This window comes from Klebsiella africana, from assembly GCF_020526085.1.
In the GTDB taxonomy this organism is placed as follows: domain Bacteria; phylum Pseudomonadota; class Gammaproteobacteria; order Enterobacterales; family Enterobacteriaceae; genus Klebsiella; species Klebsiella africana.
On record NZ_CP084874.1, the window covers coordinates 1,580,521 to 1,606,096 of the forward strand.

The 25,576-nt window shown below is 58.2% G+C and carries 22 protein-coding genes and 1 tRNA gene; 7 read left to right on the forward strand and 16 right to left on the reverse strand.

Going from position 1 to position 25,576, the window contains the following annotated elements; genetic code table 11:
- Window positions 1-9: 9 nt before the first annotated feature.
- From LGL98_RS07650 to LGL98_RS07660, 3 genes are all read right to left on the reverse strand, one after another.
- Window positions 10-86: transfer RNA gene (locus LGL98_RS07650), tRNA-Pro, on the reverse strand.
- 76 nt (window positions 87-162) lie between these two features.
- Complete coding sequence (yejM, locus tag LGL98_RS07655; protein ID WP_136034676.1) at window positions 163-1,923, reverse strand: LPS biosynthesis-modulating metalloenzyme YejM; 1,761 nt, start codon at window positions 1,921-1,923, stop codon at window positions 163-165.
- A gap of 18 nt (window positions 1,924-1,941) precedes the next feature.
- Window positions 1,942-2,169 (reverse strand): YejL family protein, encoded by a 228-nt coding sequence (locus LGL98_RS07660; RefSeq protein ID WP_004195346.1) that lies wholly within the window; start codon window positions 2,167-2,169, stop codon window positions 1,942-1,944.
- A gap of 186 nt (window positions 2,170-2,355) precedes the next feature.
- Between LGL98_RS07660 and yejK the strand changes: the two genes are divergently transcribed.
- Window positions 2,356-3,363 (forward strand): nucleoid-associated protein YejK, encoded by a 1,008-nt coding sequence (yejK, locus tag LGL98_RS07665; protein WP_004144267.1) that lies wholly within the window; start codon window positions 2,356-2,358, stop codon window positions 3,361-3,363.
- A gap of 25 nt (window positions 3,364-3,388) precedes the next feature.
- Here yejK and LGL98_RS07670 read toward each other — a convergent pair whose 3' ends face one another.
- Complete coding sequence (locus tag LGL98_RS07670) at window positions 3,389-4,144, reverse strand: DeoR/GlpR family DNA-binding transcription regulator (RefSeq protein ID WP_136034678.1); 756 nt, start codon at window positions 4,142-4,144, stop codon at window positions 3,389-3,391.
- A gap of 81 nt (window positions 4,145-4,225) precedes the next feature.
- Here LGL98_RS07670 and LGL98_RS07675 point away from each other — a divergent pair, with 81 nt between their 5' ends.
- Window positions 4,226-4,822, forward strand: coding sequence for an NUDIX domain-containing protein (locus LGL98_RS07675; RefSeq protein ID WP_136034680.1), 597 nt, complete (start codon window positions 4,226-4,228; stop codon window positions 4,820-4,822).
- An 18-nt stretch (window positions 4,823-4,840) separates the two neighbouring features.
- On the opposite strand, the gene LGL98_RS07680 is transcribed toward LGL98_RS07675, so the two are convergent.
- The gene (locus LGL98_RS07680; protein WP_136034682.1) at window positions 4,841-6,127 is read right to left on the reverse strand and encodes a serine hydrolase domain-containing protein; all 1,287 of its coding nucleotides are present in this window, start codon (window positions 6,125-6,127) and stop codon (window positions 4,841-4,843) included.
- Between the two features lie 103 nt (window positions 6,128-6,230).
- Here LGL98_RS07680 and LGL98_RS07685 point away from each other — a divergent pair, with 103 nt between their 5' ends.
- Window positions 6,231-7,118: a LysR family transcriptional regulator gene (locus tag LGL98_RS07685; RefSeq protein ID WP_136034684.1), complete on the forward strand. Its 888-nt coding sequence runs from the start codon at window positions 6,231-6,233 to the stop codon at window positions 7,116-7,118.
- Window positions 7,119-7,176: 58 nt separating this feature from the next.
- Here LGL98_RS07685 and rplY read toward each other — a convergent pair whose 3' ends face one another.
- Together rplY and radD are read right to left on the reverse strand one after the other, a co-directional pair.
- Window positions 7,177-7,461, reverse strand: coding sequence for a 50S ribosomal protein L25 (rplY, locus tag LGL98_RS07690; protein WP_004201664.1), 285 nt, complete (start codon window positions 7,459-7,461; stop codon window positions 7,177-7,179).
- Window positions 7,462-7,597: 136 nt separating this feature from the next.
- The gene (gene radD, locus LGL98_RS07695) at window positions 7,598-9,355 is read right to left on the reverse strand and encodes a DNA repair helicase RadD (RefSeq protein ID WP_136034685.1); all 1,758 of its coding nucleotides are present in this window, start codon (window positions 9,353-9,355) and stop codon (window positions 7,598-7,600) included.
- Between the two features lie 147 nt (window positions 9,356-9,502).
- Between radD and rsuA the strand changes: the two genes are divergently transcribed.
- The 3 genes from rsuA to LGL98_RS07710 all read left to right on the forward strand — a co-directional run bounded on the left by rsuA (window position 9,503) and on the right by LGL98_RS07710 (window position 12,090).
- A complete protein-coding gene (gene rsuA / locus LGL98_RS07700) occupies window positions 9,503-10,222 on the forward strand; it encodes a 16S rRNA pseudouridine(516) synthase RsuA (RefSeq protein WP_136034688.1) in 720 nt (239 codons plus the stop codon).
- Window positions 10,219-11,415: a Bcr/CflA family multidrug efflux MFS transporter gene (locus tag LGL98_RS07705; protein ID WP_136034690.1), complete on the forward strand. Its 1,197-nt coding sequence runs from the start codon at window positions 10,219-10,221 to the stop codon at window positions 11,413-11,415. Before rsuA ends, LGL98_RS07705 begins: the two co-directional genes overlap by 4 nt.
- A 330-nt stretch (window positions 11,416-11,745) precedes the next feature.
- Entirely contained in the window at window positions 11,746-12,090 is a 345-nt protein-coding gene (locus LGL98_RS07710; protein ID WP_002912974.1) for a YejG family protein, read from the forward strand.
- Window positions 12,091-12,093: 3 nt separating this feature from the next.
- Here LGL98_RS07710 and yejF read toward each other — a convergent pair whose 3' ends face one another.
- The 9 genes from yejF to LGL98_RS07755 form a co-directional block, all read right to left on the reverse strand.
- Window positions 12,094-13,683: a microcin C ABC transporter ATP-binding protein YejF gene (gene yejF / locus LGL98_RS07715; RefSeq protein WP_136034694.1), complete on the reverse strand. Its 1,590-nt coding sequence runs from the start codon at window positions 13,681-13,683 to the stop codon at window positions 12,094-12,096.
- A gap of 1 nt (window position 13,684) precedes the next feature.
- Window positions 13,685-14,710 carry a microcin C ABC transporter permease gene (locus LGL98_RS07720; protein ID WP_136034696.1) on the reverse strand — a complete coding sequence of 342 codons (1,026 nt, stop codon included), beginning with the start codon at window positions 14,708-14,710 and terminating at the stop codon, window positions 13,685-13,687.
- Window positions 14,710-15,804 carry a microcin C ABC transporter permease YejB gene (locus LGL98_RS07725; protein WP_004149130.1) on the reverse strand — a complete coding sequence of 365 codons (1,095 nt, stop codon included), beginning with the start codon at window positions 15,802-15,804 and terminating at the stop codon, window positions 14,710-14,712. Before LGL98_RS07725 ends, LGL98_RS07720 begins: the two co-directional genes overlap by 1 nt.
- A gap of 9 nt (window positions 15,805-15,813) precedes the next feature.
- Window positions 15,814-17,619, reverse strand: coding sequence for an extracellular solute-binding protein (locus LGL98_RS07730; RefSeq protein WP_136034698.1), 1,806 nt, complete (start codon window positions 17,617-17,619; stop codon window positions 15,814-15,816).
- 68 nt (window positions 17,620-17,687) lie between these two features.
- Entirely contained in the window at window positions 17,688-19,250 is a 1,563-nt protein-coding gene (locus tag LGL98_RS07735) for a cyclic di-GMP phosphodiesterase (RefSeq protein ID WP_136034700.1), read from the reverse strand.
- A gap of 188 nt (window positions 19,251-19,438) precedes the next feature.
- Window positions 19,439-20,008, reverse strand: coding sequence for a bifunctional murein DD-endopeptidase/murein LD-carboxypeptidase (mepS, locus tag LGL98_RS07740; RefSeq protein WP_004201653.1), 570 nt, complete (start codon window positions 20,006-20,008; stop codon window positions 19,439-19,441).
- Window positions 20,009-20,434: 426 nt separating this feature from the next.
- Complete coding sequence (locus LGL98_RS07745) at window positions 20,435-21,148, reverse strand: phosphatase PAP2 family protein (protein ID WP_168435423.1); 714 nt, start codon at window positions 21,146-21,148, stop codon at window positions 20,435-20,437.
- A gap of 37 nt (window positions 21,149-21,185) precedes the next feature.
- On the reverse strand, window positions 21,186-22,163 hold the full coding sequence (locus tag LGL98_RS07750) for a CobW family GTP-binding protein (protein WP_136034704.1): 978 nt from the start codon (window positions 22,161-22,163) through the stop codon (window positions 21,186-21,188).
- A 120-nt stretch (window positions 22,164-22,283) separates the two neighbouring features.
- Entirely contained in the window at window positions 22,284-23,750 is a 1,467-nt protein-coding gene (locus LGL98_RS07755; RefSeq protein WP_136034706.1) for a mannitol dehydrogenase family protein, read from the reverse strand.
- 206 nt (window positions 23,751-23,956) lie between these two features.
- Between LGL98_RS07755 and uxuA the strand changes: the two genes are divergently transcribed.
- A complete protein-coding gene (gene uxuA, locus LGL98_RS07760) occupies window positions 23,957-25,147 on the forward strand; it encodes a mannonate dehydratase (RefSeq protein WP_136034708.1) in 1,191 nt (396 codons plus the stop codon).
- Window positions 25,148-25,576: the final 429 nt, after the last annotated feature.

Below are 25,576 nucleotides of genomic sequence, written 5' to 3' on the forward strand. Positions count from 1 at the left end.
TGGAGTTTTTGGTCGGCACGAGAGGATTTGAACCTCCGACCCCCGACACCCCATGACGGTGCGCTACCAGGCTGCGCTACGTGCCGACGCGTGGGGAACAATATTACCCGTTCCCCAGGCGAATGCAAGCGGGGCACGCGCGATTGATTCATAATTAATCAATCAGTTAGCGATAAAGCGTTTTTCGTCCGTCAGGACCTGCAGTAACAGGCTTAGCTGCGGTTTCTGATCTTTGATTTTCTCGCCGTCGCGGCTCCAGGTGGTGTAGGTGCCGTTATGGTTGAGGACCACGGTGATGGTCGGGGTGGTGATGGCCAGCGTATCGCCGTTGGCCGCGGTCACCCAGTTACGACGCCGTGCGGCGCTGAACAGATCTTCACCCTGCGAATACTCATTGGCCGGTGTCGAAACGTGAAGCAGACGCTGCATCAGCGTGGTCATCACATCTTTGTTATCGGTCAGGGTGGCAATCTCCTGCGCCGGGGTGCCTGGCCAGTGAATAACCAGCGGAACCTGCAGCTGCTCTCGCGACCAGTCGAAGCGATCGCCTTTCGCATTGAGCGCCTTGCCGTGGCCGCCGGTAATAATCACCACCGTATTATCGAGCTTGCCAGCTTCGCGCAGCGCGGTCAGGACCCGATCGATCTGGGCATCAACATCACCTGCCGCCTTGCTATAACGGCGGACAAAGCCCTGCTGCTGGCTGTCGTCAAGGGTGGTGCCATTGAGCGAGATCCACGAGAACCAGCGATTCTCATCCTGCGCATAACGGTCCAGCCAGCCGATCCACTGATTGGCCGTCTGCTCGTCGCTCTGGGTCTTCGCGCTCGGTAGCGAGAAATCGGAGAGCAGCGCCTGGCGATACAGCGGGCTGCTAAAACCATCGGAGGAGAACAGCCCCAGCTGGTAGCCCTGCTGGTTGAGGGCAGTGATCAGCGCCGCGGGAATACGCGCCGAGAGGACACCGTCCATATAGCCTGGTGAAATACCGTAGAACAGGCCAAACAGGCCGCTGTCGGCGGTGTTACCTGAGCTCATATGCTGGGTAAAATTGACGTTCTCTTTGGCAAACGCCGCCAGCGCCGGCATGGTCTTTTCAAACCGCGAATAGTTCAGGTTGTCGACGGTGATTAGCAGCACGTTATAGCCCGCACCCAGGTCGCGGTAGCGCAGGTTGCTGAGCGGATACTGGACCGATACCGCCTCCGGCGCCCCTTGCTCCACCAGACGTCGCTGATAATCCTGGGCGTCGAGCAGGCCATGTTTCTCAAGGAAACGGCGGGCGGTCATCGGATAAGAGAGCGGCAGGTTGGCCCGCTGCATAGTGATCGGACGATAGAAATTGGCATCCGCCCAGATATACACCAGATGGCTGCTAATAAAGGACAGAAAGAAGAACCAGGCGACCGGACGGGCATAGTGACGGCGGCGCGTCAGGCTGCGCAGTTTTTGCCAGCTCCAGGTGGCAAAGAGCATTTCAATCAAAAAGATGACCGGGACGCTGATAAACATCAGCTGCCAGTCGCGCGCCATTTCATTCTGGTCGGGGTTAATGACCAGCTCCCAGACGACCGGGTTTAAGTGAAGATGGAAGCGGGTGAAGACCTCGCTGTCAATCAGCAGCAGCGTCATCCCGGCGGTGGCAAGGATCACCGACAGGAAGCGCATCAGGCGCTGCGAGACCACGATAAAGGTCAACGGAAAGAGGATCAGCACATAGCTGGTAAACACCAGGAAGCTGAAGTGCCCGACGAGACTGACGTACGAAAAAAGTCGTCCGGCAAGCGTCGTCGGCCAGTCGGCGACAAAAAGATAGCGGCTGCCGAGCGCCATGGCCAACAACATGTTGAACAGGGCGAACCAGTGCCCCCAGCTAACCATCTGGGAGACTTTTTCTCGGTAGGGCTGACGTAGAGTCACCATATACTGTTGCTGTTATCCTTAATGCGCTGGATCGTCGTTAATCGAAGATTGCAAAGCCTGCGCGAAAGAACGGGCGATGGCCTGACGCTGCGCCGGCGCGACGCTACTGTTGATCAGGTTGGTCACCATATTGCCTAACACCATCAGTGAAAGGTCAACCGGGGCTTTGTGTGATTCCAGGACGTTCGTCAGCTCGCTGAGCAGCTGTTCGACCTGTTGATCGCTATAGCGGGAAATTTGCGGCATAAACTCAAAATCTGTTTGTTCGTGAAAGGGCAACATATTACCGTAGCAGCAGCTTTTTTTCCGCATTTTTTCGCCGCGGCGTAAAAGCGCACTCATCGTCGGTGATAACGGCGAAATGGGTCGCGCCAGTTGCGTCAGCAAGCCGGCGGTGGTTGAATACCGCCCGGTCTAAAAGGAGAGTTTAACATGAGTCTGGATATCGACCAGATTGCCCTGCATCAGTTAATCAAACGTGATGAACAAAATCTGGAGCTGGTGCTGCGCGAATCACTGCTGGAGCCGAACGCGACGGTCGTCGAGATGATGGCTGAACTGCACCGGGTCTATAGCGCCAAAAGCAAAGCCTATGGCTTGTTCAATGAAGAGAGCGAACTGGCCCAGGCGCTGCGCCTGCAGCGTCAGGGGGAAGAAGAGTTTCTGGCGTTCAGCCGCGCGGCCACTGGTCGCCTGCGCGATGAGCTGGCGAAATACCCGTTCGCTGAAGGGGGCATTGTGCTCTTCTGCCAGTATCGTTACCTGGCGGTTGAATACCTGCTGGTGGCGGTGCTCAATAACCTGAGCAGTATGCGTGTCAACGAAGAACTGGATATCCGCTCGACCCATTATCTGGATATTAACCATGCCGATATCGTCGCGCGCATCGATCTCACCGAGTGGGAAACCAACCCGGAATCGACCCGCTACCTGACCTTCCTTAAGGGGCGAGTAGGGCGCAAAGTGGCCGATTTCTTTATGGATTTCCTCGGCGCCAGCGAAGGGCTCAACGCCAAAGCGCAGAACCGCGGCCTGCTGCAGGCGGTGGACGATTTCGCTGCCGATGCGCAGCTTGATAAATCCGAGCGACAGAACGTGCGCCAGCAGGTCTACGCGTACTGCAACGAACAGCTGCAGGCCGGGGAAGAGATTGAGCTGGAGTCGCTGTCCAAAGAGCTCGCCGGCGTCAGCGAAAAGAGCTTCCAGGAATTCACCGCTGAGCAGGGCTATGAGCTGGAAGAGAGCTTCCCGGCGGATCGCAGCACTTTACGTCAGCTGACCAAGTTTGCCGGCAGCGGCGGCGGATTGACCATTAATTTCGACGCGATGCTGTTAGGTGAACGCGTATTCTGGGATCCCGCCACCGATACCCTGACCATCAAGGGTACCCCGCCGAATCTGCGCGACCAGCTGCAGCGCCGGACGTCCGGCGGCAACTAAGCGCCGCACTTCGTCGACGCTACCGCTAAACCGGGATAATCTCCACGCCGCTCTGCACCAACTGCTGGCGCAGCGCGGCGTCGGGTTCCCCATCGACGATAAGCGTACTGGCGAGACTCAGCTCGCCGATAGCAAAGGCCGACGCGGCGTTAAGTTTCTCCTGGGAGGCCATGACTACGGTTTCTGCGGCTCTGGCCGCCAGCGCACGTTTGATACCCGCCTCTTCATAATCCCCGGTGGTGAACCCCGCCCGCGGGTGGACTCCGGTCACTCCCATAAAGAACAGATCGGCATTGATCCGCGCCATGCCCGCCAGCGTCTCGGCGCCGACCGCGACAACCGAATGTTTAAATACTCTGCCGCCGAGCAGGATCACCTCGATTCGCGGGTGGTCCGCCAGCGCCACGGCGATGCCAGGGCTGTGGGTGACCACCGTGCAGTTCAGTTCCGCAGGTAGAAAGCCGATCATCGCCGCGGTAGTGGTGCCGCCATCGACAATCACCACCTGTCCTGGCTGGATCAGGGCGGCGGCGGCGCGGGCGACCGCCTGCTTGGAGGCGATCTGCACGCTTTTGCGCGTTTCAATTGGCGCAATGGCGGCGGATACCGGCAATGCCCCGCCATGGACCCGCTGCAGTTTTCCCTCCGCCGCCAGCTCGCGCAGATCGCGGCGAATGGAGTCCTCGGAGACGTTAAACCGCTGGCTTAGCTCCCCGGACATCACCTGTTTTTCCTCGGCGAGGATCTGGAGGATCTGCTGTTTTCTCTGACTGGCGAGCATCGGTTTTCCTTCTCGGGTGATCTTGTTTGTGCACGATTATGCATGTTATGGTGCCTGCTGTCACCTCAAAGGGGAAATAACATGCAAACACACGCACCGCACGTCCGCCACGTTCGCGAGACGCTGCTCTCGGATAACTGGTACACGCTAAAAAAATATACCTTCGAACTGCTGCGCCGGGACGGTCGCTGGCAGGAGCAGAGCCGCGAGGCCTATGACCGGGGTAACGGCGCGGTCATTTTACTCTACAATCGGGAAAAGCAGACGGTGGTCCTGACCCGCCAGTTCCGCTTTCCGGTGTTTACTCATGGTCACGACGGATATCTCATTGAGGCGGCCGCCGGGCTGCTGGATAACGCATCGCCGGAAGCGCGGATCGTTGCCGAAGCGGAAGAGGAGACCGGTTTTCGCGTGACGCGCGTCGAGCCCGTCTTCACCGTCTTTATGAGTCCCGGCTCCGTCACCGAAAAACTCTACTTTTTTATCGCCGAATACCAGGCTGATGACCGGCAGGGCGACGGTGGTGGGCTGGCGGCGGAAGGTGAGGACATTGAAGTGCTGGAGTGGCCGCTTGCGCGGGCGCTGCAGGCCATTCGCGATGGCGAGATCATGGATGCTAAAACCATTATCCTGCTGCAGCACCTGGCGCTGAATGCCGACACGCTCCTTGCCGGCTGAGCGGCAAGGAGCGGGGAGTTAACGCAGCTCGCGGGCAATGGCGCTGTACATCAGCGCCGCTTCCAACGGCTGAGCATTGAAGGAAGGTTCCGCCTGCGGCCAGGTCGACCACTGAACGATCACCAGGTGTTCCGCGCGATTCACCATGATCACCTGGCCGTAGATCCCCAGCGCCCACAGCGACCCTTTAAGCCCTTCCTGCGGCGTCGGCTGGACGTTTTGCACATTCGCCGGAATGGCGTTATTCCACCACTGATAGCCATAGATACCCTCAGGATGCGCCGCCGAGACTGAGTTTAGCGCGGTGGTCCAGCTGGCGGCCTGATCGAACCAGTCCGCTGGCACCAGCTGTTGGCCGTTGCTTAACCGACCATCGCGGGCAACGAATTCGCCGAAGCGGCCCCAGTCTTCAAGGGTGGCGTTAAAGCCGTGGGCGCCGACGTCGTGCTTCCCTTGCTGATAAGCATGCCACACGCCGTCGTGAGCCATCCCGGCCGGCTGCCATAGCGCCTGTTCAAGCCAGGCGGCCAGCGACATACCGGTGGCGCGCTCCAGGATATCGCCCAACAGCCAGGCGCCGCCGGAAGAGTAGGACCACTGCTCGCCTGCTGGATGCTGGCGCGCCAGGCCGGTGACGATCTTGCGCACGCAGGCATAGGCGCCGGGCTGCGCCTCGCACTGGGTCAGGCGGGCGAAGTGCGACTGCGGGTCGGTGTAGTCTTCATTCCATTCCACGCCGCTGGTATGTTGAATGAGCTGCTTCAGCGTCACGCCGTCCCAGGCGGTGCCTTTCAGTTCGGGTTCGTAAACGGTGATCAGGTCATCGAGGGAGTGGATCTTACCTTGCTGAATGGCGATGCCCACCAGCGTTGAAACCACCGATTTCCCCACCGAGCGAGAGGTCCACAGCGTGGTATCGGTGTTGCCATTGCCAAGGTATTTCCAGGCGACTTTGCCATCTTTCAGTACCAGCATGCCGCTGACGTTCTCGCGCTTCAGGTAATCCTGCAAATTCCAGGTGTGGCCGTTGAGCGTATAGCTGGCATCGGTCAGTTGTTTCTCAGCGCGTTCCAGCGGCGCCGCGGCGCCGTGGCGGAACACATCGCCGGCATAGTTGCGATAGTCATTGCGAAAACCAATGACCCGTGACGTCTGATCCCAACTGAGCATGTCTTTGGCCGCGGGTAGCGTTTGGTCGTAAGGCGTTGGGCAGACATCCAGCGTCAGGCCGCCGCAGTGTTGTGCCATTGCCGCCGCCGGCAGCGCCGCCAATATTAACGCCAGGGCCAGTGGTTTTCTTATCATCGTCATTTCCTCGTTTGCCATAGATTCGCTGCGCAGTATATAAATCGGCTCGCGAAGGCTAAAATCAGCACATGGGGGATTTTCCCCCGCAAGGGAGAGAAGGATGAAGACCCTACAGTACTCATTCGCACAGATTGAGGCCTTCGCGACGATTGCTGAGACCGGCAGCCTGTCTCAGGCGGCCATTCGTTTAGCTAAAGACCGGACCACGCTTCGTGATCTGCTTGATTATCTGGAAGATGCGCTGGGCTACCGGCTGTTCAGCCGTGAAGGACGTAGCCTGACGCTAACCGCCGAGGGCGAGCAGCTGTTTCGCCAGGCGCATTTGCTGTTGCGTCAGGCGCAGGCTTTCGAGTCCTTTGCGCAAACGCTGCCGCAAACCGCGTGGCAGGCGTTACGTCTGGTATACGATCCCTTCGTGCCGCGTGAATTTCTCTGCGCGCTGGCCGATAACCTGGCCCGGCGGCAGATTCGCCTGAGCTGCTGGAGCGCCTCGCGGCGCGAAGCCGAGCAGGCGCTGAGCGATGGCGTGGCGGAGATAGCGATGTGCCAGGCTAATAATCGTACGCTGGGTAGCGAAATGGAGTGGCGGGCGCTCGGCAGCGTGGATCTGCGTTTCTACGCGGCGGATAGCCTGTTCCGCGACGTTCCGCGGCCGCTGACGCTGTTGAATCTTTCGTTGACGCCGCAGCTGGTGATGCACCGGCGCAGTGACGAGCAGATCGCCCGCCGGCTGCAGATTTCCGGGCATACGCTGTATATGAATGAAATGACTATGCTGCGCCATGCGCTGGAGCAGGGAAGGGGCTGGGGTTTTTTACCGGACCATTGGCGGCCAGGCGAGTGGCAGGGGGTCAGTGAAATCGCCACCGAGGTCGGCAGTCAGGGACTGAACGTCACTATGGTGATGCTCTGGCTACCCGGAATGAATAAGCACCGGCTGCTGAGTGAAATTGTGGACGAGGCGCCGGAGCTTTGGCGGCGCGGATAACAAAACGCCCCGGAGCCAAAGACTCCGGGGCGTTTGCCATACAACTTGTTATCGGCGATTACGCGCGAACGAAGTCGATGTGAGTCAGTTTCGGCTTGAACGCGTGACGCTGAACAGCCTGAACTTTGACTTTTTCTTCTTTGCCATCAACAACGACGGTCAGAACTTCGCCGTAAAACTCAGCTTTGTCCTGCATGTTCCATACTTTGTCGTGGTCCAGTTCGATAGCAACCGGAGCAGCTTCGCCACCGTAGATGATTGCCGGGAACTTGTTAGCTGCGCGCAGGCGGCGGCTCGCACCCTTACCCTGCTCTTTACGTACTTCTGCGTTGATAGTAAACATTGATGTCTCTCTATATATAAAGCCTGCTACAGGCGACCCAGCAACAGGCGGATTATCTGCTCTGCGAATGCAAAAGCGGGCGGCATTATAGCCGCCAAACGACACCCGGGCAATCAAAACCTCAGCTTTCCGGTAATTAACGCAGCTCGTTGGCGCGACGAAAACGCCCCTGATAATCGAACACTTTTTCCCGCACCTGCCAGTACTGCCCCTTCATCCGGGCGACGACAAAGTCCGGATGGCGCAGCAGCGCCTGCTGGGCCACGATATCCGCTGGCGTTATCCAGCGCAGCGGCACCCCCGGGGTGCGGGTATGCGGGCGGATAAACAGCTGCTCAAAGGCGGTGCGCTGGGCGGGCGTCTGCAGACGGAAGCGCTCACTGACGTCCGCCCCGTCTTCATCGTAGTAGGTGATTTTCAGCCACGGGCCTTTTTCGTCACCGCCGTGCTGTAGCACCATGCCGCTGCAGCGCAGCACCAGCGCATCCTTTAGCTTTAGCGCCGCCTTCAGCATATCGTCCGGGTCGACCAAAATCGTGTCGCACTCCCGGCAGCGGCGGGCGGCGATGTCGTTTTCCGCGTTGCACTGCGGGCAGTTCTTGAAGCGAAAGCGGAAGTCGCACTGTTCGCGGTGGCCGTCATCATCCTCGAACCAGCCCTGACAGCGGCGGCCAAAATGCTCAATCAAGGTACCGTCGGCGGTGGTTTTGCCCCAGAAGGTGTTGGCGAAGCCGCAGGCCGGACAGAAGACCTGCACCGGCACGTTGTCGCTTTTACCCTTCGGCGTCCCCACCTCCGGGGCGTACAGGTCATGCGGGTTGCCGGCGTAGTCGAGGATCAGGCAGTCGGTTTTCCCCGGCGCCAGGCGCAGGCCACGGCCAACGATTTGTTGGTAAAGGCTCACTGACTCGGTTGGGCGGAGGATAGCGATCAGGTCAACGTGCGGGGCGTCGAAGCCGGTGGTCAGCACCGCGACGTTTACCAGATAGCGATATGCCTGCGCTTTAAACGCCTCGATGATCCGATCCCGCTCCGGCCCCGGCGTTTCGCCGGTGATCAGCGCTGCCTGGCCTGCCGGCAGCAGGCCGGTCACTTCCCGGGCGTGCTCCACGGTGGCGGCGAAGATCATCACTCCTTTGCGGTTTTCGGCAAACTCTACGATCTGACTGACGATATGCGGCGTGATGCGCTGCTGTTTTTTCAGCTCGTGGTTAAGGTCGGCTTCGCTAAACAGGCCGTTGCTCTGTGGTTGCAGGCGGCTGAAATCGTACTGCACCACCGGCATATCGAGGCGTTCCGGCGGCGTCAGGTAGCCATGCTTAATCATATAGCGCAGCGGTAGCTCATAGATGCAGTCGCGGAACAGGGCCTTTTCATCGCCGCGCACCATCCCGTGGTAGTGGAACTGATAGATCCATCCCTTGCCGAGGCGGAACGGGGTGGCCGTCAGGCCGAGCAGCCGGAGCTGCGGATTGACCTGCCGCAGGTGGCCGATGATCTGCTGATACTGGCTGTCGTCGTCATCGCTGATACGGTGGCATTCATCGACGATGAGCAGCGAAAATTCGCTACGAAACTGCTCCAGATTGCGCGCCACCGACTGCACACTGCCGAACACCACTTTGCCGTGGCTCTCTTTACGCTGCAGACCGGCGGCAAAGATATCCGCCTCGAGACCAAGGGCGCAGTATTTGGCATGGTTCTGCGCCACCAGCTCTTTGACGTGGGCCAGCACCAGCACGCGGCCGCGGGCCAGCCGGGCAAGCTCGGCGATCACCAGGCTTTTGCCCGCGCCGGTGGGCAGGACAATCGCTGCCGGCTCGGTATGGCGACGAAACCAGGCGAGTGTGGCATCGACGGCTTCTTGTTGGTAGGGACGTAATGTAAAAGTCATGAATTCACGGGGCTAATTAACTCGCGAATAGTATGCCACGAATCTTTTCCCTTGAGTGGTGTTAAGAGCCCGTTATACTAGCCAGTGAAATTCTTCTTTTTCGGGCGATTTGCCCGCTCCAGCACTATGACAGGCTAATAAAATCTCATGCGACTTGATAAGTTTATCGCTCAGCAGCTTGGCGTCAGCCGGGCTATTGCCGGGCGTGAAATCCGCGGCAGCCGGGTTACCGTGGACGGCGACATTGTGAAAGATGCTTCCTTTAAGCTTCAGCCGGAGCACGAGGTGGAGTATGACGGGAATACGCTGATCCAGCAGAACGGCCCGCGTTATTTTATGCTCAACAAGCCGCAAGGGTACGTCTGTTCCACCGACGATCCGGATCATCCGACCATCCTTTATTTCCTCGACGAGCCGGTCGCGCACAAGCTGCACGCCGCCGGGCGCCTGGATATCGATACCACCGGGCTGGTGCTGATGACCGACGATGGCCAGTGGTCGCACCGCATTACCTCGCCGCGCCACCACTGTGAAAAAACCTATCTGGTGGCGCTGGAAAGCCCGCTGGCGGAAGGGACCGCAGAGCTATTCGCCAAAGGCGTCCAGTTGCACAATGAAAAAGATCTCACTAAACCGGCGGTACTGGAAGTGATCACCCCGACTGAGGTGCGTCTGACCATCAGCGAAGGCCGCTATCATCAGGTGAAACGGATGTTTGCCGCCGTGGGCAACCACGTGGTTGGCCTGCACCGGGAACGCATCGGCGACATCGTGCTGGATGATTCGCTGGCGCCCGGTGAATATCGTCCGCTGACGGAAGCGGAAATCGCCAGCGTGGGCGCCCCGCAGCCACGGAGTAAAACGTGACGCTGAAGCAGAATTCATCTCTGGGAATTGTGTTTATCCTTGGCCTGCTGGCCATGCTGATGCCGCTGTCTATTGATATGTATCTCCCGGCGCTGCCGGTGATCGCCGCCCAGTATAACGTCCCGGACGGCAGCGCGCAGATGACGCTCAGCACCTATATCCTCGGTTTTGCGCTGGGTCAGTTGCTGTACGGTCCGATGGCGGACAGCCTTGGCCGCAAGCCGGTGATCCTCGGCGGGACGTTGGTCTTCGCCGCGGCGGCGGTGGCCTGCGCCCTGTCGCAGACCGTCGAGATGCTGATCGTGATGCGTTTCTTCCACGGTCTGGCGGCCGCGGCGGCCAGCGTGGTGATAAACGCCCTGATGCGTGATATTTATCCGAAAGATGAGTTTTCGCGGATGATGTCCTTTGTCATGCTGGTCACGACCATTGCGCCGCTGGTGGCACCGATGGTTGGCGGGGCGGTGCTGGTGTGGTTCAGCTGGCATGCCATCTTCTGGATCCTCGCGCTGGTGGCCTTGCTGGCCTCGCTGATGATCGGCCTGTTTATCCGCGAAACGCTGCCGGCTGAAAGGCGTCAGCCGTTCCACCTGCGCACCACGCTGGGTAACTTTGCCACTCTGTTCCGCCACAAGCGGGTGCTGAGCTATATGCTGGCGAGCGGCTTTAGCTTCGCGGGCATGTTCTCTTTCCTTAGCGCTGGTCCCTTTGTCTACATCAATATTAACCACGTCGCGCCCCAGCACTTTGGCTACTATTTTGCGCTGAACATCGTTTTTCTGTTTCTGATGACCATGTTCAACAGCCGGTTTGTGCGGCGGGTAGGGGCGTTGCGTATGTTCCGTGCCGGGCTGTGGATCCAGTTTGCCATGGCGGTGTGGATGGTGGTTTGCGCGCTGCTCGACGTCGGCTTCTGGTCACTGGTGATCGGCGTGGCAGCCTTTGTCGGCTGCGTATCCATGGTGTCGTCTAATGCCATGGCGGTGATCCTCGATGAGTTTCCGCATATGGCGGGCACTGCTTCGTCGCTGGCCGGAACGTTTCGTTTCGGTATCGGAGCGATCATTGGCGCGCTGCTGTCGATGGCGACGTTTACCACCGCCTGGCCGATGCTGATCTCTATCGCCTTCTGCGCCACCAGCTCTATTTTCTTCTCCCTTTACGCTTCCCGCCGGCGAAAAATCGCACGCTAGGTCACATTTTCAGGGGCGAAATCGCCCCTTTCTTGATACATGTCAACCAGAATGGGCTTCAGGGTTCTGCGATTTGTTTCCTTTATGTAAAATCAATTAGTGTAAAAAGTCGCATTGTTGCGATAAAAAAGTTGTTTTGGATCACAGAAACGGGTACATATAGCGCCAATCGGCTCGCCGGGTATAAAAATAAAGCGCTGGATTATAAGCGCTTAACCCTGGTCCGCCCCGGCTGTAAACGTTTTCTGCCTCAAGGCAGGACTATTTGTCAACAGTGTGTTAATATTGATGTAAATTTATTGTGAAGCCTTTTGCTTCCGGGGAAACCACGTGAATACACAACAACTCTCTATCGTACACCGTCTGCCGCAGAGCTATCGCTGGCTGGCCGGTTTTGCGGGTTCCAGAGTTGAACCGATTCCGCAAAACGGCGCGCAGAACGAGAACAGTCTCGTTGCCCTGAAACTGCTGAGTCCGGACGGTGAAAAAGCCTGGCCGGTAATGCATAAGCTCAGCCAGGCGTTAAGCGACATCGAAGTCGACTGTTCTGTTCTGGAGTGTGAAGGGGAACCTTGCCTGTTCGTTAACCTGCAGGATGAGTTTGCCGCCACTTGTCGTCTGAAAAATTTTGGTGTGGCCATCGCCGAGCCCTTCTCCGGCAACAACCCCTTCTGACCGTCAGCTCAGCGCCAGCAGCTGGCGGGTATAGTCATGCCGGGGTGCGCTGAAGACGGACTTGCACTCGCCCTGTTCAACCACCTCTCCTTGACGCAGCACCATCACCTGATGACACAACGCGCGCACTACGCGTAAATCATGACTGATAAAAATATAGGCCAGCTGATGCTTTTGCTGTAATGCTTTCAGCAGATGCAGGATCTGCGCCTGAACGGTTTTATCCAGTGATGAAGTCGGTTCGTCGAGCACGATCAGCTGTGGTTTAACAATCAACGCTCTGGCGATGGCGATACGCTGGCGCTGGCCACCGGAGAACGCCGCCGGGTAGCGCTGGCGGCTGGTCGGGTCGAGCCCAACCTCCTGCATGGCGAGGATCACTGCCTGTTCGCGTTCCGCTGCCGTCAGCGTCGGCTGATGGACACGCAAGCCTTCCTCAATAATCTGTAGCGCCGTCAGGCGCGGATTGAGCGACGAGTTCGGATCCTGAAACACTACCTGCATCTGCCGGCGCAGCGGTAGCAGCTGTCGGCGGTTACGCCCCTCAATCGGCTGACCGGCAAAGGTTATTCTGCCCTCGGATGAGATCAGGCGCAGCAGCGCCAGACCGGTCGTGCTTTTTCCCGATCCCGATTCCCCCACCAGGCCCAAGGTCTCGCCGGCGCGCAACTGAAAACTGAGGCTGTTGACCACCCGGTGGTGATCGACCACCCGGCGCAGGATCCCTTTGCGAACAGGAAAGGCCACCTTTAAATCGTCCGCCTGCAGCAATACCGGGGCATTGGCGGCCAGCGGCACCGGCTCACCGTCCGGCTCGCTATCCAGCAGGCGCTGGGTGTAGGGATGGGCCGGCGCGCTGAACAGCGCCCGACAGTCATTTTGTTCCACACAGCGGCCGTTCTGCATCACCGCCACCCGGTCAGCCAGCTGACGGACAATGCTCAGGTTATGGGTGATAAACAGCAATCCCATGTTTAGCTCTTGCTTCAGCTCGCGCAGTAGCTGCAGGATCTGCGCCTGCACAGACACGTCCAGGGCGGTGGTCGGCTCGTCGGCGATCAGCAACTCCGGGCGCGTCAGCAGCGCCATGGCGATCATCACCCGCTGGCGCTCGCCGCCGGAGAGCTGGTGCGGATAGTCCGCCAGCCGCCGCGGTGCCTGACGGATCCCGACGCGATCCAGGCAGTCGATGATCTCCCCGCGCGCCGCCTCTTTGCGCATTCCACGATGCAAAGACAGCACTTCATAGAGCTGTTTTTCCAGGGTGTGCAGGGGATTGAGCGATACCATCGGCTCCTGAAAGATCATCGCGATCCGGTTGCCGCGCACGCCGCGCAGGGTCGCCTCATCCGCATGCAGCAGCGACTGGCCATGAAAACGGATGTCACCGCTGGGGTAGCTGGCCGGGGGGGTAGGGAGCAGCCGCAGCACCGACAGCGCGGAGATGCTTTTTCCAGAGCCGGATTCGCCCACCAGGGCCAGCGTCTCACCGACTGCCACCTCGAGCGACAGATGGTGCACCACGGTCTGCGTCTCGCCTTGCTGGCGAAAGGCAATAGAGAGATTGTCGATAGCTAACAGTGGGTGGGTCATATTACACCGCCTTACTCGGGTCAAAGGCGTCGCGAACCGCTTCACCGATAAAAATCAGCAGCGTCAGCAGTACGGCGACAGAGAGAAACGCGGCAATGCCCAGCCAGGGCGCCTGCAGGTTGTTTTTACCCTGCAGCAGCAGCTCGCCGAGGGAGGGGGAGCCCAGCGGCAGGCCGAAGCCGAGAAAATCCAGCGACGTCAGGGTGGTAATGGAGCTGCACAGGATAAACGGCAGGAAGGTGAGGGTCGCCACCATCGCGTTGGGCAGCATATGCCGCAGGATAATCTGCCGGTCGCTGACCCCTAGCGCCTGCGCCGCCCGGATGTAGTCGTAGTTGCGGGTGCGAAGAAATTCAGCGCGCACCACGCCCACCAGCGTCATCCAGCCAAAAAGGACGGTGATCGCCAGCAGCCACCAGAAGCCGGGCTGTACGACACTGGAGAGCAGGATGATCAGAAACAAGGTCGGCATGCCGGACCAGACTTCGATAAAACGCTGCCCCCAGAGGTCGATTTTACCGCCGTAGTAACCCTGTATCGCCCCGGCCAGCACCCCCAGCACGCTGGAGAACAGCGTCAGCAGCAGGCCGAATAGCACCGAGATCCGCGTACCGTAGAGGATCCGCGCCAGTACATCGCCGCCGTTGGCGTCGGTGCCGAGCCAGTTACTGGCCGAGGGTGGTGACGGAAAGGGGACGGTGCTGGCAAAATTAATCGTTGTTGCGCCGAAGCGCACCGGCGGCCATAGCGCCCAGCCGTGAGTTGCCAGCTGGTGCTGCAGCCAGGGATCCTGATAGTCGGCGGCGGTGGCGAACGCGCCGCCGAAAGTCTGTTCGGTGTAATTTTTTAACACCGGAACGTACAGCTGGCCCTGGTACTGCACCAGCAGCGGGCGATCGTTGGCCAGCAGATTGGCGCCGAGGCTGCAGGCGAAGATCAGTAAAAATAGCCACAGCGACCAGTAGCCGCGGCGGTTGTGACGAAAGCGCGCCCAGCGGGCCTGATTAACGGGACTGAAGAAAGACATTAGCGGCCCTCAAAATCAATGCGCGGGTCGACCAGCGTATAGCTGATATCGCTGACGATATTCAGCAGCAGGCCGATCAGCGTGAAAATATAGAGCGTGCCGAACATCACCGGATAGTCGCGAGAGACCGTTGCTTCATAGCCCAGCAGGCCCAGGCCGTTCAGCGAGAACATCACTTCGATCAGCAGCGAGCCGGTAAAGAACATACTGATAAAGGTGGCCGGGAAGCCGGCGATCACCAGCAGCATGGCGTTGCGGAACACATGCCCCCAGAGGATCTGTTTCTCACCGACGCCTTTGGCGCGGGCGGTGACCACATACTGTTTGCGGATCTCATCGAGGAAGCTGTTTTTGGTCAGCATGGTCAGAGCGGCAAAGCCGCCAATCACCGTCGCCAGCACCGGCAGGGTGATGTGCCACAGGTAGTCAAGGATCTTCTGATACCAGGGGAGGGTGTCAAAATTTGGCGAGACCAGACCGCGCAGCGGGAAGAGGTCGAAATAGCTGCCGCCGGCAAAAATCACGATCAGCAGGATGGCGAACAGAAAGGCGGGGATCGCATAGCCAATAATAATCAGCGTACTGCTCCAGATGTCAAAGCGGCTGCCGTTGCTGACCGCTTTGCGAATCCCCAGCGGAATGGAAACCAGGTAGATAATCAGCGTGCTCCACAGTCCGAGGCTCACCGAGACCGGCAAGCTGTCTTTAATTAGCTGCAGTACTGAGGCGCTGCGAAACAGACTGTCGCCGAAATCAAAGCGCAGATAATCGCTCAACATCTTCAGGTAACGCTCGTGCAACGGTTTGTCGAAGCCGTAGCGGTGGGTGATCTCGGCGATGACTTCCGGATCGAGGCCGCGTCCGCCGCGATAGTGCCCTTCGCTGATATTGCCTGCGCCGGTGCGGGCATGGCTGGCGCCCATCCCGCCGTCGCCAGCCCCCGGCATCCCGCCGCGCTGATTAAACTCGATGGCGGCGATGGCCTGATCGACCGGGCCACCGGGGGCAATCTGCACAATAAAAAAGTTAATGGTGATGATGGCCCACAGGGTGGGGATGACTAACAGCAAACGGCGGATCAGGTAGCTGCCCATGATATATCCTTAGCGTCTGTCCGCGGGAAGGGTGGCTGCTTTAGTGGCGTCGTACCACCAGGTATCAAGGCCGGACGAATAAATGGGGCGGGTTTTGGGGAACGAGAATTTATTCCACCACGCGATGCGGTCCTGCGCCATATACCACATCGGCAACATGTAGTTGTTCCAGGTGAGGACGCGGTCCAGCGCCCGGCCGAGAGGGATCAGTTTCTGCTTATCACCCTGCCACTGCAGGATCTGCGCAATCAGTTTATCCACCACCGGACTTTGCACCCCCGGCGCGTTGTAGCTGGAGTGAATATAGTCTGACGCCCAGGAGATTTGCAGGTCGGTCCCAGGCCAGGGCATGGCGCGCCACAGGCTCGGCATCATATCGTAATCGCGGCTGCGGCGGCGGTTGCTGTACTGCGAATTATCCACCTGACGAATATCCATGACGATCCCCAGACGCTGCAGGTTGTGCTGAAACGGCAGCACCCAGCGGTCATTGCTCCCGGCAGGCATCAGTAGCTCGAAGCGCAGCGGCTTGCCAGTGGCAACGTTAACCCTGCGCTGGTTCTTCACCGTCCAGCCCGCCGCATTGAGCAGGGCGTCGGCCTTAAGTAAGTTGGCGCGATCGAAGCCATCGCCGCGGGAGACCGGCGGCTGGTAAACCTGGTTGAAGACCTCCGGGGGCAGTTCGTTTTTCATCGGCGTCAGCAGGGCCAGCTCGGCCGCGTCGGGCAGGCTGCGGGCGGCATATTCGGTGTTCTGGAAATAGCTGTTGGCGCGCTGATAGGCGCTGTAAAACAGCGCCTTGTTCATCCACTCAAAATCGAACGCCAGGGTAATGGCCTGCCGCACCCGGCGATCGGCGAATACCGGGCGCTGAATGTTGAATGCCAGCCACTGGGTATCCTGCGCCGAGGTATTGGCATACTCCTCTTTCATGATGTAGCCGCGGCTGAAGTTGCGACCGACGTAGCGGGTGGCCCAGTTTTTGGCGACCGTCTCTTCCCGGCGGTCGACCGCCCCGGCTTTAAAGGCTTCGAAGGCGACGTTGTCGTCAAGATAATAGTCATAGCGCAGTGTATCGAAATTCCAGCGACCACGGTTGACCGGCAGGTCGGCCGCCCAGTAGTCGGCGACGCGTGAATAGGTAATGTATTGCCCCATTCGCCAGGCGCTGATGCGGTAGGGGCCACTGGCCAGCGGCGGCTTTGACAGCGGATCGCTGAGTTTGTGCTGGCGCCAGAACGCCTCAGGCATCACCGGCAGGCTCAGCAGGCTTAGCATGTTCTCTTTGCCGGGCTGGCCGAGGTCGATTCGTACGGTCAACGGCGCGATGGCCTTCACGGTGGTGCCTTTATAAAAGAGGCGGAACTGCGGCACCCCTTCGGTCATAAACTTGTTGAAGGTAAAAGCGACATCGCGGGCGGTGATCGGCGTGCCGTCATGAAAACGGGCGCGCGGGTTGAGGGCGATCTCCATCCATGAATAATCCCCGGCATAGCGCGCCCGTTCGGCAATCAGCGGATAGTAGCTGCCAGGTTCATCATCCGAGGTGGTGAACAGAGTATCGTAGAGCGCCTCCGTGCGTACCGCAGGATTACCGCGCAGCGCATAACGGTTGAAGTTGTCGAAAGTGCCCATCGCCGCCAGGGTGAGGGTGCCGCCTTTTGGCGCCTCAGGATTGACATAATCAAAATGGCTGAAACCGGCGGCGTATTTGGGTTCGCCGATAATCGCGAAGGCGACGCTTTCTTTTATTGTTTGCGCCTTAACGCTCAGGCTAAACAGAGCCAGCAGAATCAGAAAGAGGCGCGCATACATAGGCGGCTAAATATCCTGTCATGGCCGGCCCCCATGGCCGACCTCTGTTCCCGCATCATAAGTGAGACTTAGCGCGTTGTGAAATAGTTAGCGGGTTCATCGTGCGCGGCCACCAGCCCGGCCAGCGACAGCGGTCGGCTGATCCAGTACCCCTGCAGGAAATGAACGCCCTGGCCGCGAAGCCACTCTGCCTGTTCCTGGGTCTCCACCCCTTCGGCGACGGTCATTAATTTCAGCCGACGGCTGAGGGTTAACACTGCATCCAGCACTGGCGAGGTCACGGTTTCGGTGCCAATCGCCTGCACAAAGCCGCGATCGATCTTCAGATAATCGAAGTTATAGCGTTCGAGATAGATTAGCGCGCTATGTCCGGTACCAAAATCATCAATCGCGATTTCAAAACCCTGCCGGTGGAGCCAGGCGAAGTTAGGGATCGATTTCTCTTTATCAATCATGGCTCGCTCCGTTACCTCCAGCACCACGTGAAAATGATCGGCGGGCAGCGCAGCGGCGAAGCGCAGCATATCGTCGCGGAAGCTGTCGGCCTGCAGATGGGCAGGAGAAATATTCAGCCCCAGCTTCACGCCGCGAGGCAGAATACGCTTCAACACCGCAGCGTCGCTGGCGATCAGCGCCAGCAGGTGATGGGTCAGCGGCACGATCATCTGCTGGGTTTCCGCCAGGTTAATGAAAACATCGGGCGGAATTTCACCGACCACCGGATGGCGCCAGCGCATCAGGACCTCTACGCCGCTGATCTGTAGAGTCTGGGCATTGACCACCGGCTGATAGACAACGTAGAACTGGTTATTCTTGATCCCCAGCAGAATGGATTTTCGCGGATCCGATTTGATCGTCAGCACGAAATAGCAGAGCAGCCCCGCCAGCAGGCCGCAGACCACCCCGAGCAGCAGAGCAAACTGGGTATTTTCCGCCAGCCAGCTGTTGGCATACAGATAGACCTTCAGCGGTAAACCGTCGATCTGCACCTGGCGGATCGGAGTGTTGTGCAGGCTTTGCGGATCCACCAGTCGGTTACTGAAGGTGGAGATGGCGGAGTGGCCAATCGCCAGCGCAATACCGCTGAAATCGTTTTGCCGCGCGGAATAGAGGATATACGGCGTGAGATTAGCGTTAATCGACACGAAAATACCGCTGTTTTGATCGCCGGGTTTACCTACCCACAGCGCCAGCGCTGCTCTCTTCGGCATCATCGGCGTGCCTGGCAAAATCGCCATATCAACGGGCTTACGGATATCGATAGCCGGGATGAGCTGGCTGAGGGGCGTATTCATCGTCCCGGTAGCCGAAGAGCAAAAAACGACGCCGTTTTTGACCAGCAGAAAAGCGCGGACATTGGGGCTGAACGCGGCGTGGGAGGTAAGCCCGGAGTCAATATTCTCACAGGGCTGGTCCACCAGCGGCTGCAGGCCGTCGATGGTCTGGCGCAGATCGTGAAAATAGCTTTTCAGATAGTTGTTGACGTTATTGATAATGGCGTCGAAGCGCTCGGCCCGGTTATGGTAAATCACCATAAATTGAATGCTACCGGCCAGTAACGCGACGATGATCCCCACGCACAGGCTGATTAACCAGGTGTTACGCTGGGGCGAAAAGTAACGAGTCAGCATAGCCAGATTCTTTCCGTGTTATTGAAGCGCATCAACGGGGTGGTAGTCGTCGTTTTCTCTTTCCCACTTAAAAGACATAGCTTATTTTGCGTCGTTGAGAATCCGGTGGCAAAAAAAAACACTGCCGGGGCAGTGTTTTTTTTATCCCGCTTCCAGCCAAGGGATAACCGGCGGCGGTAGAGGACAGTTTACGAGCGGCTCAGAACTCGACGCGCTTCGTTATAGCGCTTTTTCCAGTACGGTTCATCCATGCTGGAGATGGTCACCCCACTGCTGGTGGAGGCGTGAACGAACTGGTTGTTGCCGAGATAGATCCCGACATGGCGGCCAGTGGAGCCGGCGCGGAACAGAACCAGATCGCCCGTCCGCAGCTGAGTACGGGAAATCGATTTTCCGGTTTCCTGCTGTTCAGAGGTTGAACGCGGCAGTTCCAGACCAAATTGTTCGCGGAAGGTGCGCTGCACAAATGCCGAGCAGTCGATACCTTTACGAGTGCTGCCGCCGAGGCGGTAACGCACGCCTTTCCAGCTGGCATACTGATCCATTAAACGGGACTTAACGTCCAGGTTACGGACCATTGTTTCAAATTCATCCTGAGAGGCTTGCAGTGATGATAAATCGCCACTACCCACAGCATGCGTCTCAGAATGCATATTCCTGGCGGTACTTGTTGAACTACACGCGGAAAGCAGAACCGCTACTGCAATCGCGGGGGCTACCCGCAAGATGTATCTCAAAATCGGCTGAGATTTGACCATGCTGTTTATTTTCCCTTGTTGTCCTTAACGACAATGTCGTTATAAAAAATGCCAAACGTGTTAGAGCCTAAATACCCATCCGCAATGAGACAATTCCTTAAGCTGAAATTTGTGCAGTCACGCACAAATTTATTCATGCTCTGAATTAATGTTGCGGAAAAGGCAAAACGAGAACGAGATTACCCTATCAAACGCCGCATGGCGAGCGGTTTTGCGCGATTTCTTATAAGTATTTTGGTGACAAAAAGTGAATCATCGGGAAAGGACAAAATAGCGGCAGCTTCGGGTAAAAAACAGACAATTCCTTCAATTGTCAGGGGAATATTGTGACAAGAAGATGAACATTATGTTTAAAAAAAGAACAGTTGAAAAAAGGGACCCAAAAGGTCCCCTTATAGTTAATGCGATCGGCCAGCGTCAGGGACATTATTTCGCCGATACTCTGCCGGGCAAGTAGCGATCGAAAAAGGCGATTAATTTATCGCTCAGTGGCGTCATTAGTACCCACGGTACGCCAATCAGAACGGCACTCAGAGAGCCGACGGCAATATCGCTAAACCAATGGGCGCCAATCATGACGCGCGGGAAAGCAAAGACCACCACTATCACCAGCGCCACGGCCAGCGCACGGCAGCCGAAATAGCGCCACATAAAGCTGGCGAAGATCAGCAGCATCATTCCATGATCGCCCGGGAAGCTGTCTTTCGAGGCATCCTTGGTGGGGAAGTTAACCACATCGCTGACACGAGTGATATCGTCGAAAAAGAGCGACGGGCTGGCGCGCTGAACTGGCATCAGGTGCTGTGCGAGCTGGTTGATGATCACCGCCGCCAGCAGCATCACCAGGCCCATGATAGCGATCTGGCGACGGCCAGCCGCCGGTGCTTTAAGCCAGTAGCTGAGCATCAGACAGCCCATCGCCAGCAGCGAACAGGCGTCGAAGGCGCGATTGTTGATGATCGCCAACAGCCAGGCATAAGCATGGCTGACGCTGACGCCATGGTTAAAGAAATGGAAGATCGCGGAGTCGACCGGGAACCATGCGCCATGGTTGGCTGGCAGATACCAGGAGCAAAATAGCGCCACACCCGCGATGTTAAGCAGCAAGATTAAAGGAATTCGGTTTTTCATCATAGCCATTGCGATTTTGTGACAGTCGGCGGCAACCTTAGCCGCCTTAACTTAAACGAAGCCTCAACAATGAGGTCTGGAGCCCGTTCCAGTCGGCTTCATTCACGGAGATAAGCTCGATCCGGCTATCGGGCGGAGCAACGCTGAGGGTTTCGATGTGCAGATCATCACCCTGACGGTTGATCCGCACGCTCCCTTCGGCAATGCGCATCACGCCTTTGACGCGCGTCACAGGTGCCAGGCGGGCCCATTCGAGCAGGCCGATGGTGTCAAAGACCGTTTCCGCGTCGAAGATCCAGCCGCAGGACTGGTAACCCTGGCCGCTATTCAGATGGCGGCGCCAGCGCTGGTGCTCGGGGAGGCTGAGCGCGGCGAGACCGCTGGTCGGGCGGGAATGGTGAACATGCTCCGCGCTCGCCGGCAGCGGGGCGGTGTTCCGTCGTGGCTCATCGAGCAGGGTCAGATCGATATTGCCCTGGGTTGCCGACACCTTGCGACGCCCGCCGCCCCAACGTTGCCACCAGTCGGCCAGCGCCCGGGCGCTTTCGGGGGTTTCCCGATCGCTTTTATTAGCCACAATGATGTCCGCCGCAGCCAGCTGATCGCGGAAATTGTCGTTGCTGACGGCTCTTGCATCCAGCAGCTGGCGGGGATCGAGGATGCACAGCGTGGCGCGCAGATCGATCCAGGGCTCATACACCGCCGCGGTGAGGATATCGAGGATCTGCTTTGGGTGGCCCAAACCGGTGGGTTCGATCAGCAGGCGATCGGGTTTGCCCTGGCGCAGCAGGGTGTTCAGCCCAACCTGCATCGGCAGGCCATTGACGCAGCACATGCAGCCGCCGGGGATCTCTTTGAGCAGGGCACCGCTGTCGGCCAGCAGCGCACCGTCTATCCCGACTTCGCCAAACTCATTCACCAGTACGGCCCATTTTTCATCCGCAGGCTTTTGCGCCAGCAGATGAAGAATTGAGGTCGTCTTACCGCTGCCGAGAAAGCCGGTGATCAAATTGGTTCTGGTCACTCTTTTCTCCAGGATAAATGTAATGTTGTAACAGTTACGTCTATCCTGACGAAAAAAGGGGGAAAAGAGAAGTCCTGAGGCGGACAGAAGAGAATTCTGTCCGCATAAGCGCAAATATTGTTAAGAATTCAACGCACGGGCAACGGCCTCGCGGGCACCGTGCGTCGCCAGCTGTTGCCAGGCGGCGCGGATCCCGGCAACAAACTGGGCGTTGCGCGGCAGGTCGCGGCCAAATATCTCTTCCAGTTCCAGCAGGGCGTCAACGCGCTGCAGCTCATTACTCTGCGCCACCCGTTGCTGGATCTTATCAATCAATGGGTCGCGGACATCGATCGCCTGACCAGCATCATCCGTGCCGCTGACGTAGCGCATCCAGCCGGCCACGCCGAGGGCCAACAGCGGCCAACGGCTGCCGCGCTCAAGATGCACGCGGATGCCATCGAGCATACGCTGGGGCAGCTTCTGACTGCCGTCCATGGCGATTTGCCAGGTGCGGTGTTTGAGCGCCGGATTGCTGAAGCGCGCGATCAGGCTGTCGGCATAGGCTTTCAGATCGACGCCGGTAATGGTCAACGTCGGGGCCTGTTCGTCAAGCATCAGCTGGCGGGCGGCGCGGCGGAAGACCTCATCCTGCATGCAGTCGCTGACGTGCGCATGACCTGACAGATAGCCAAGCCAGGCGAGGAAAGAGTGGCTGCCGTTGAGCATTCGTAGCTTCATCTGTTCCCAGGGCAGCACATCGTCGGTCATCTGTACGCCTGCCGTCTCCCAGGCGGGTCGTCCGGCGACAAAGTGGTCTTCGACCACCCACTGGATGAAGGGTTCGCAGCTGATGGCGCAGGGATCGTCCACCCCCAACACGGCGGCGATTTCCGCCAGCGACTCCGGTGTGGCGGCGGGAACAATACGATCCACCATGGTGCCCGGGAAGCTGACGTTGTCGGCGATCCAGCTCGCCAGCGCCGGGCTGCGTTTTTCCGCCATGCCGAGGACCGCATTTTTTACCACGTGGCCGTTATCGGGAATATTATCGCAGGAGAGCACGGTAAAAGGCGGGAGGCCTCGTTCCCGGCGGCGGGCCAGCGCTTCAACTAAAATACCGGGAGCCGACTGCGGCAGCGTCGGGTTCTCCAGATCGTGAAGGATGCGCGGATGCGTTGGATCCAGCTTCCCGGTCGCCGGATCGATGCAGTAGCCTTTTTCGGTGATGGTCAGCGAGACAATTGCCACCTGCGGTTCGCAAAATTTTTCGATAATCGCCGCCAGTGAATCGAGCCTGGCGTTCAGGCATTCGTGCACTGCGCCGATCACAATGGGCTGGTTGCCGTCAGCGCCTTTTTCCAGCACGGTAAAGAGATGGTCCTGTTCGCGAAGCTGGCTCATCAGCGTGTCGCCGCTGAACAGGCTGATTTCACAGATCCCCCAGTCGCCGCCGGCGTTATTCAGCACGCGATCGGTCAGCAGCGCCTGGTGCGCGCGATGAAATGCGCCAAAGCCGAAATGGACAATACGCGAGCGGAGCTGGCTGCGATCGTATTGAGGACGTTGCACATTCTTCGGTAGCGTAGCGGTTGCAATTGTTGTCATTCTTCAAACACCTGTTTAACTGCTTATTAACAATGCCAGTCTAAAGTTATATGACAGGAAATAAAATTGGTAAGCCGAAATTATCCGCTGACTGTGAGCTGGATCAATCAATACACCGCCACTATTTGCAGCCTGGCGAGAAACATGTATGGTAGTCGTCATGAGTGTCGCCATTATTGGTATAACAACTTTGTGAGGACATAGCGATGGAACAAACCTGGCGGTGGTATGGGCCGAACGATCCGGTATCGCTTGATGATGTACGGCAGGCGGGGGCGACCGGCGTCGTCACTGCGCTGCACCATATTGCAAACGGTCAGGTCTGGCCGGTCGACGAGATTAAAGCGCGTCAGGCGCTGTTAGCGGCAAAAGGGTTGACCTGGTCGGTCGTCGAAAGCATTCCAGTCCATGAGGATATTAAAACCCACAGCGGGCAGTATGCGACCTGGATTGCCAACTATCAGCAGAGCATCCGCAACCTCGCGGCCTGCGGCATCGATACCGTGTGCTACAACTTTATGCCGATCCTCGACTGGACGCGCACCGATCTGGAATATGAACTGCCGGACGGCTCCCGTGCGCTGCGTTTCGATCAGATCGCCTTCGCCGCCTTTGAGCTGCATATCCTTAAGCGCCCGGGAGCGGAAGCGGATTACAGCGAAGAAGAACAGCGTCAGGCTGAGGTCTATTTCAAGGCGATGAGCGAAGCGGACATTGAGAAACTGACCCGCAATATCATCGCCGGCCTGCCGGGAGCGGAAGAGGGCTATACTCTCGACCAGTTCCGCGCGCGCCTGGCGGAATATGACCACATTGATAAAGCGCAGCTACGCGACAATATGGCCTATTTCCTGCGCGCCATCGTGCCGGTGTGCGAAGAGGTAGGGATCCGCCTGGCTGTGCATCCGGACGATCCGCCGCGGCCGATCCTTGGCCTGCCGCGTATCGTGTCGACCATCGAAGATATGCAGTGGCTGAAGGAGACGGTGGACAGCATTAACAATGGCTTCACCATGTGTACCGGATCGTATGGCGTTCGCGCCGATAACGATCTGGTGAAAATGGTGGAGACCTTTGGCGATCGTATCCATTTTACCCATCTGCGCGCTACCTGCCGTGAAGCAAACCCGAAAACCTTCCATGAGGCGGCGCACCTTAGCGGCGACGTCAATATGGTGGCAGTGGTGGATGCGATCCTGCGTGAAGAGCAGCGGCGTAAACAGGCCGGCGATCTGCGCCCGATCCCATTCCGCCCGGATCATGGTCATCAGATGCTCGACGATCTGCGCAAGAAAACCAACCCAGGCTATTCGGCGATCGGCCGTCTCAAGGGGATGGCGGAAGTGCGCGGCGTCGAGCTGGCGCTAAAAATGACCAAATACCCTGAACTGCTGTAATCGCGGCACAGGGGGTAATAAAAAGGACAGCCAGCGCTGTCCTTTTTTACTGTTGGGATGTCAGCCTGGTCAGATAAGTGAAGCTCCACCCGACAAAATAACGGCGCAATGGGGTAGATACTGTGATCGGTTTGCAACAATGTCGACCCTGGAAAAACCTGTGTTCTCTGTTAGTTCCGAGCTGATTGCGCTCCCGATATTTCTTCTGCGTAATCTCACTTATGGTGCAGGGAGCGCACAGGGGGCGGCCAGTCGCCACCGCCCCCTGTACCCCCGGGCTCCGGCCTGCACCGGCAGTTTCAGCAAGAATAGTGAATAAATTAACGACAGGACACCCGGATCGTAGGCCGGATAAGGCGTCAGCCGCCATCCGGCACAAGTACGGGAACCGTGTTGAATGAATATTACCCGGTACAGGGGCATACCCTC

Excerpts from the sequence above, each read along its gene's own strand:
- yejM (WP_136034676.1), bottom strand. The coding sequence starts at position 1,923 with ATGGTGACTCTACGTCAGCCCTACCGAGAAAAAGTCTCCCAGATGGTT.
- LGL98_RS07660 (WP_004195346.1), bottom strand. The coding sequence starts at position 2,169 with ATGCCGCAAATTTCCCGCTATAGCGATCAACAGGTCGAACAGCTGCTC.
- yejK (WP_004144267.1), top strand. The coding sequence starts at position 2,356 with ATGAGTCTGGATATCGACCAGATTGCCCTGCATCAGTTAATCAAACGT.
- LGL98_RS07670 (WP_136034678.1), bottom strand. The coding sequence starts at position 4,144 with ATGCTCGCCAGTCAGAGAAAACAGCAGATCCTCCAGATCCTCGCCGAG.
- LGL98_RS07675 (WP_136034680.1), top strand. The coding sequence starts at position 4,226 with ATGCAAACACACGCACCGCACGTCCGCCACGTTCGCGAGACGCTGCTC.
- LGL98_RS07680 (WP_136034682.1), bottom strand. The coding sequence starts at position 6,127 with ATGATAAGAAAACCACTGGCCCTGGCGTTAATATTGGCGGCGCTGCCG.
- LGL98_RS07685 (WP_136034684.1), top strand. The coding sequence starts at position 6,231 with ATGAAGACCCTACAGTACTCATTCGCACAGATTGAGGCCTTCGCGACG.
- rplY (WP_004201664.1), bottom strand. The coding sequence starts at position 7,461 with ATGTTTACTATCAACGCAGAAGTACGTAAAGAGCAGGGTAAGGGTGCG.
- radD (WP_136034685.1), bottom strand. The coding sequence starts at position 9,355 with ATGACTTTTACATTACGTCCCTACCAACAAGAAGCCGTCGATGCCACA.
- rsuA (WP_136034688.1), top strand. The coding sequence starts at position 9,503 with ATGCGACTTGATAAGTTTATCGCTCAGCAGCTTGGCGTCAGCCGGGCT.
- yejF (WP_136034694.1), bottom strand. The coding sequence starts at position 13,683 with ATGACCCACCCACTGTTAGCTATCGACAATCTCTCTATTGCCTTTCGC.
- LGL98_RS07720 (WP_136034696.1), bottom strand. The coding sequence starts at position 14,710 with ATGTCTTTCTTCAGTCCCGTTAATCAGGCCCGCTGGGCGCGCTTTCGT.
- LGL98_RS07725 (WP_004149130.1), bottom strand. The coding sequence starts at position 15,804 with ATGGGCAGCTACCTGATCCGCCGTTTGCTGTTAGTCATCCCCACCCTG.
- LGL98_RS07730 (WP_136034698.1), bottom strand. The coding sequence starts at position 17,619 with ATGTATGCGCGCCTCTTTCTGATTCTGCTGGCTCTGTTTAGCCTGAGC.
- LGL98_RS07735 (WP_136034700.1), bottom strand. The coding sequence starts at position 19,250 with ATGCTGACTCGTTACTTTTCGCCCCAGCGTAACACCTGGTTAATCAGC.
- mepS (WP_004201653.1), bottom strand. The coding sequence starts at position 20,008 with ATGGTCAAATCTCAGCCGATTTTGAGATACATCTTGCGGGTAGCCCCC.
- LGL98_RS07745 (WP_168435423.1), bottom strand. The coding sequence starts at position 21,148 with ATGGCTATGATGAAAAACCGAATTCCTTTAATCTTGCTGCTTAACATC.
- LGL98_RS07755 (WP_136034706.1), bottom strand. The coding sequence starts at position 23,750 with ATGACAACAATTGCAACCGCTACGCTACCGAAGAATGTGCAACGTCCT.
- uxuA (WP_136034708.1), top strand. The coding sequence starts at position 23,957 with ATGGAACAAACCTGGCGGTGGTATGGGCCGAACGATCCGGTATCGCTT.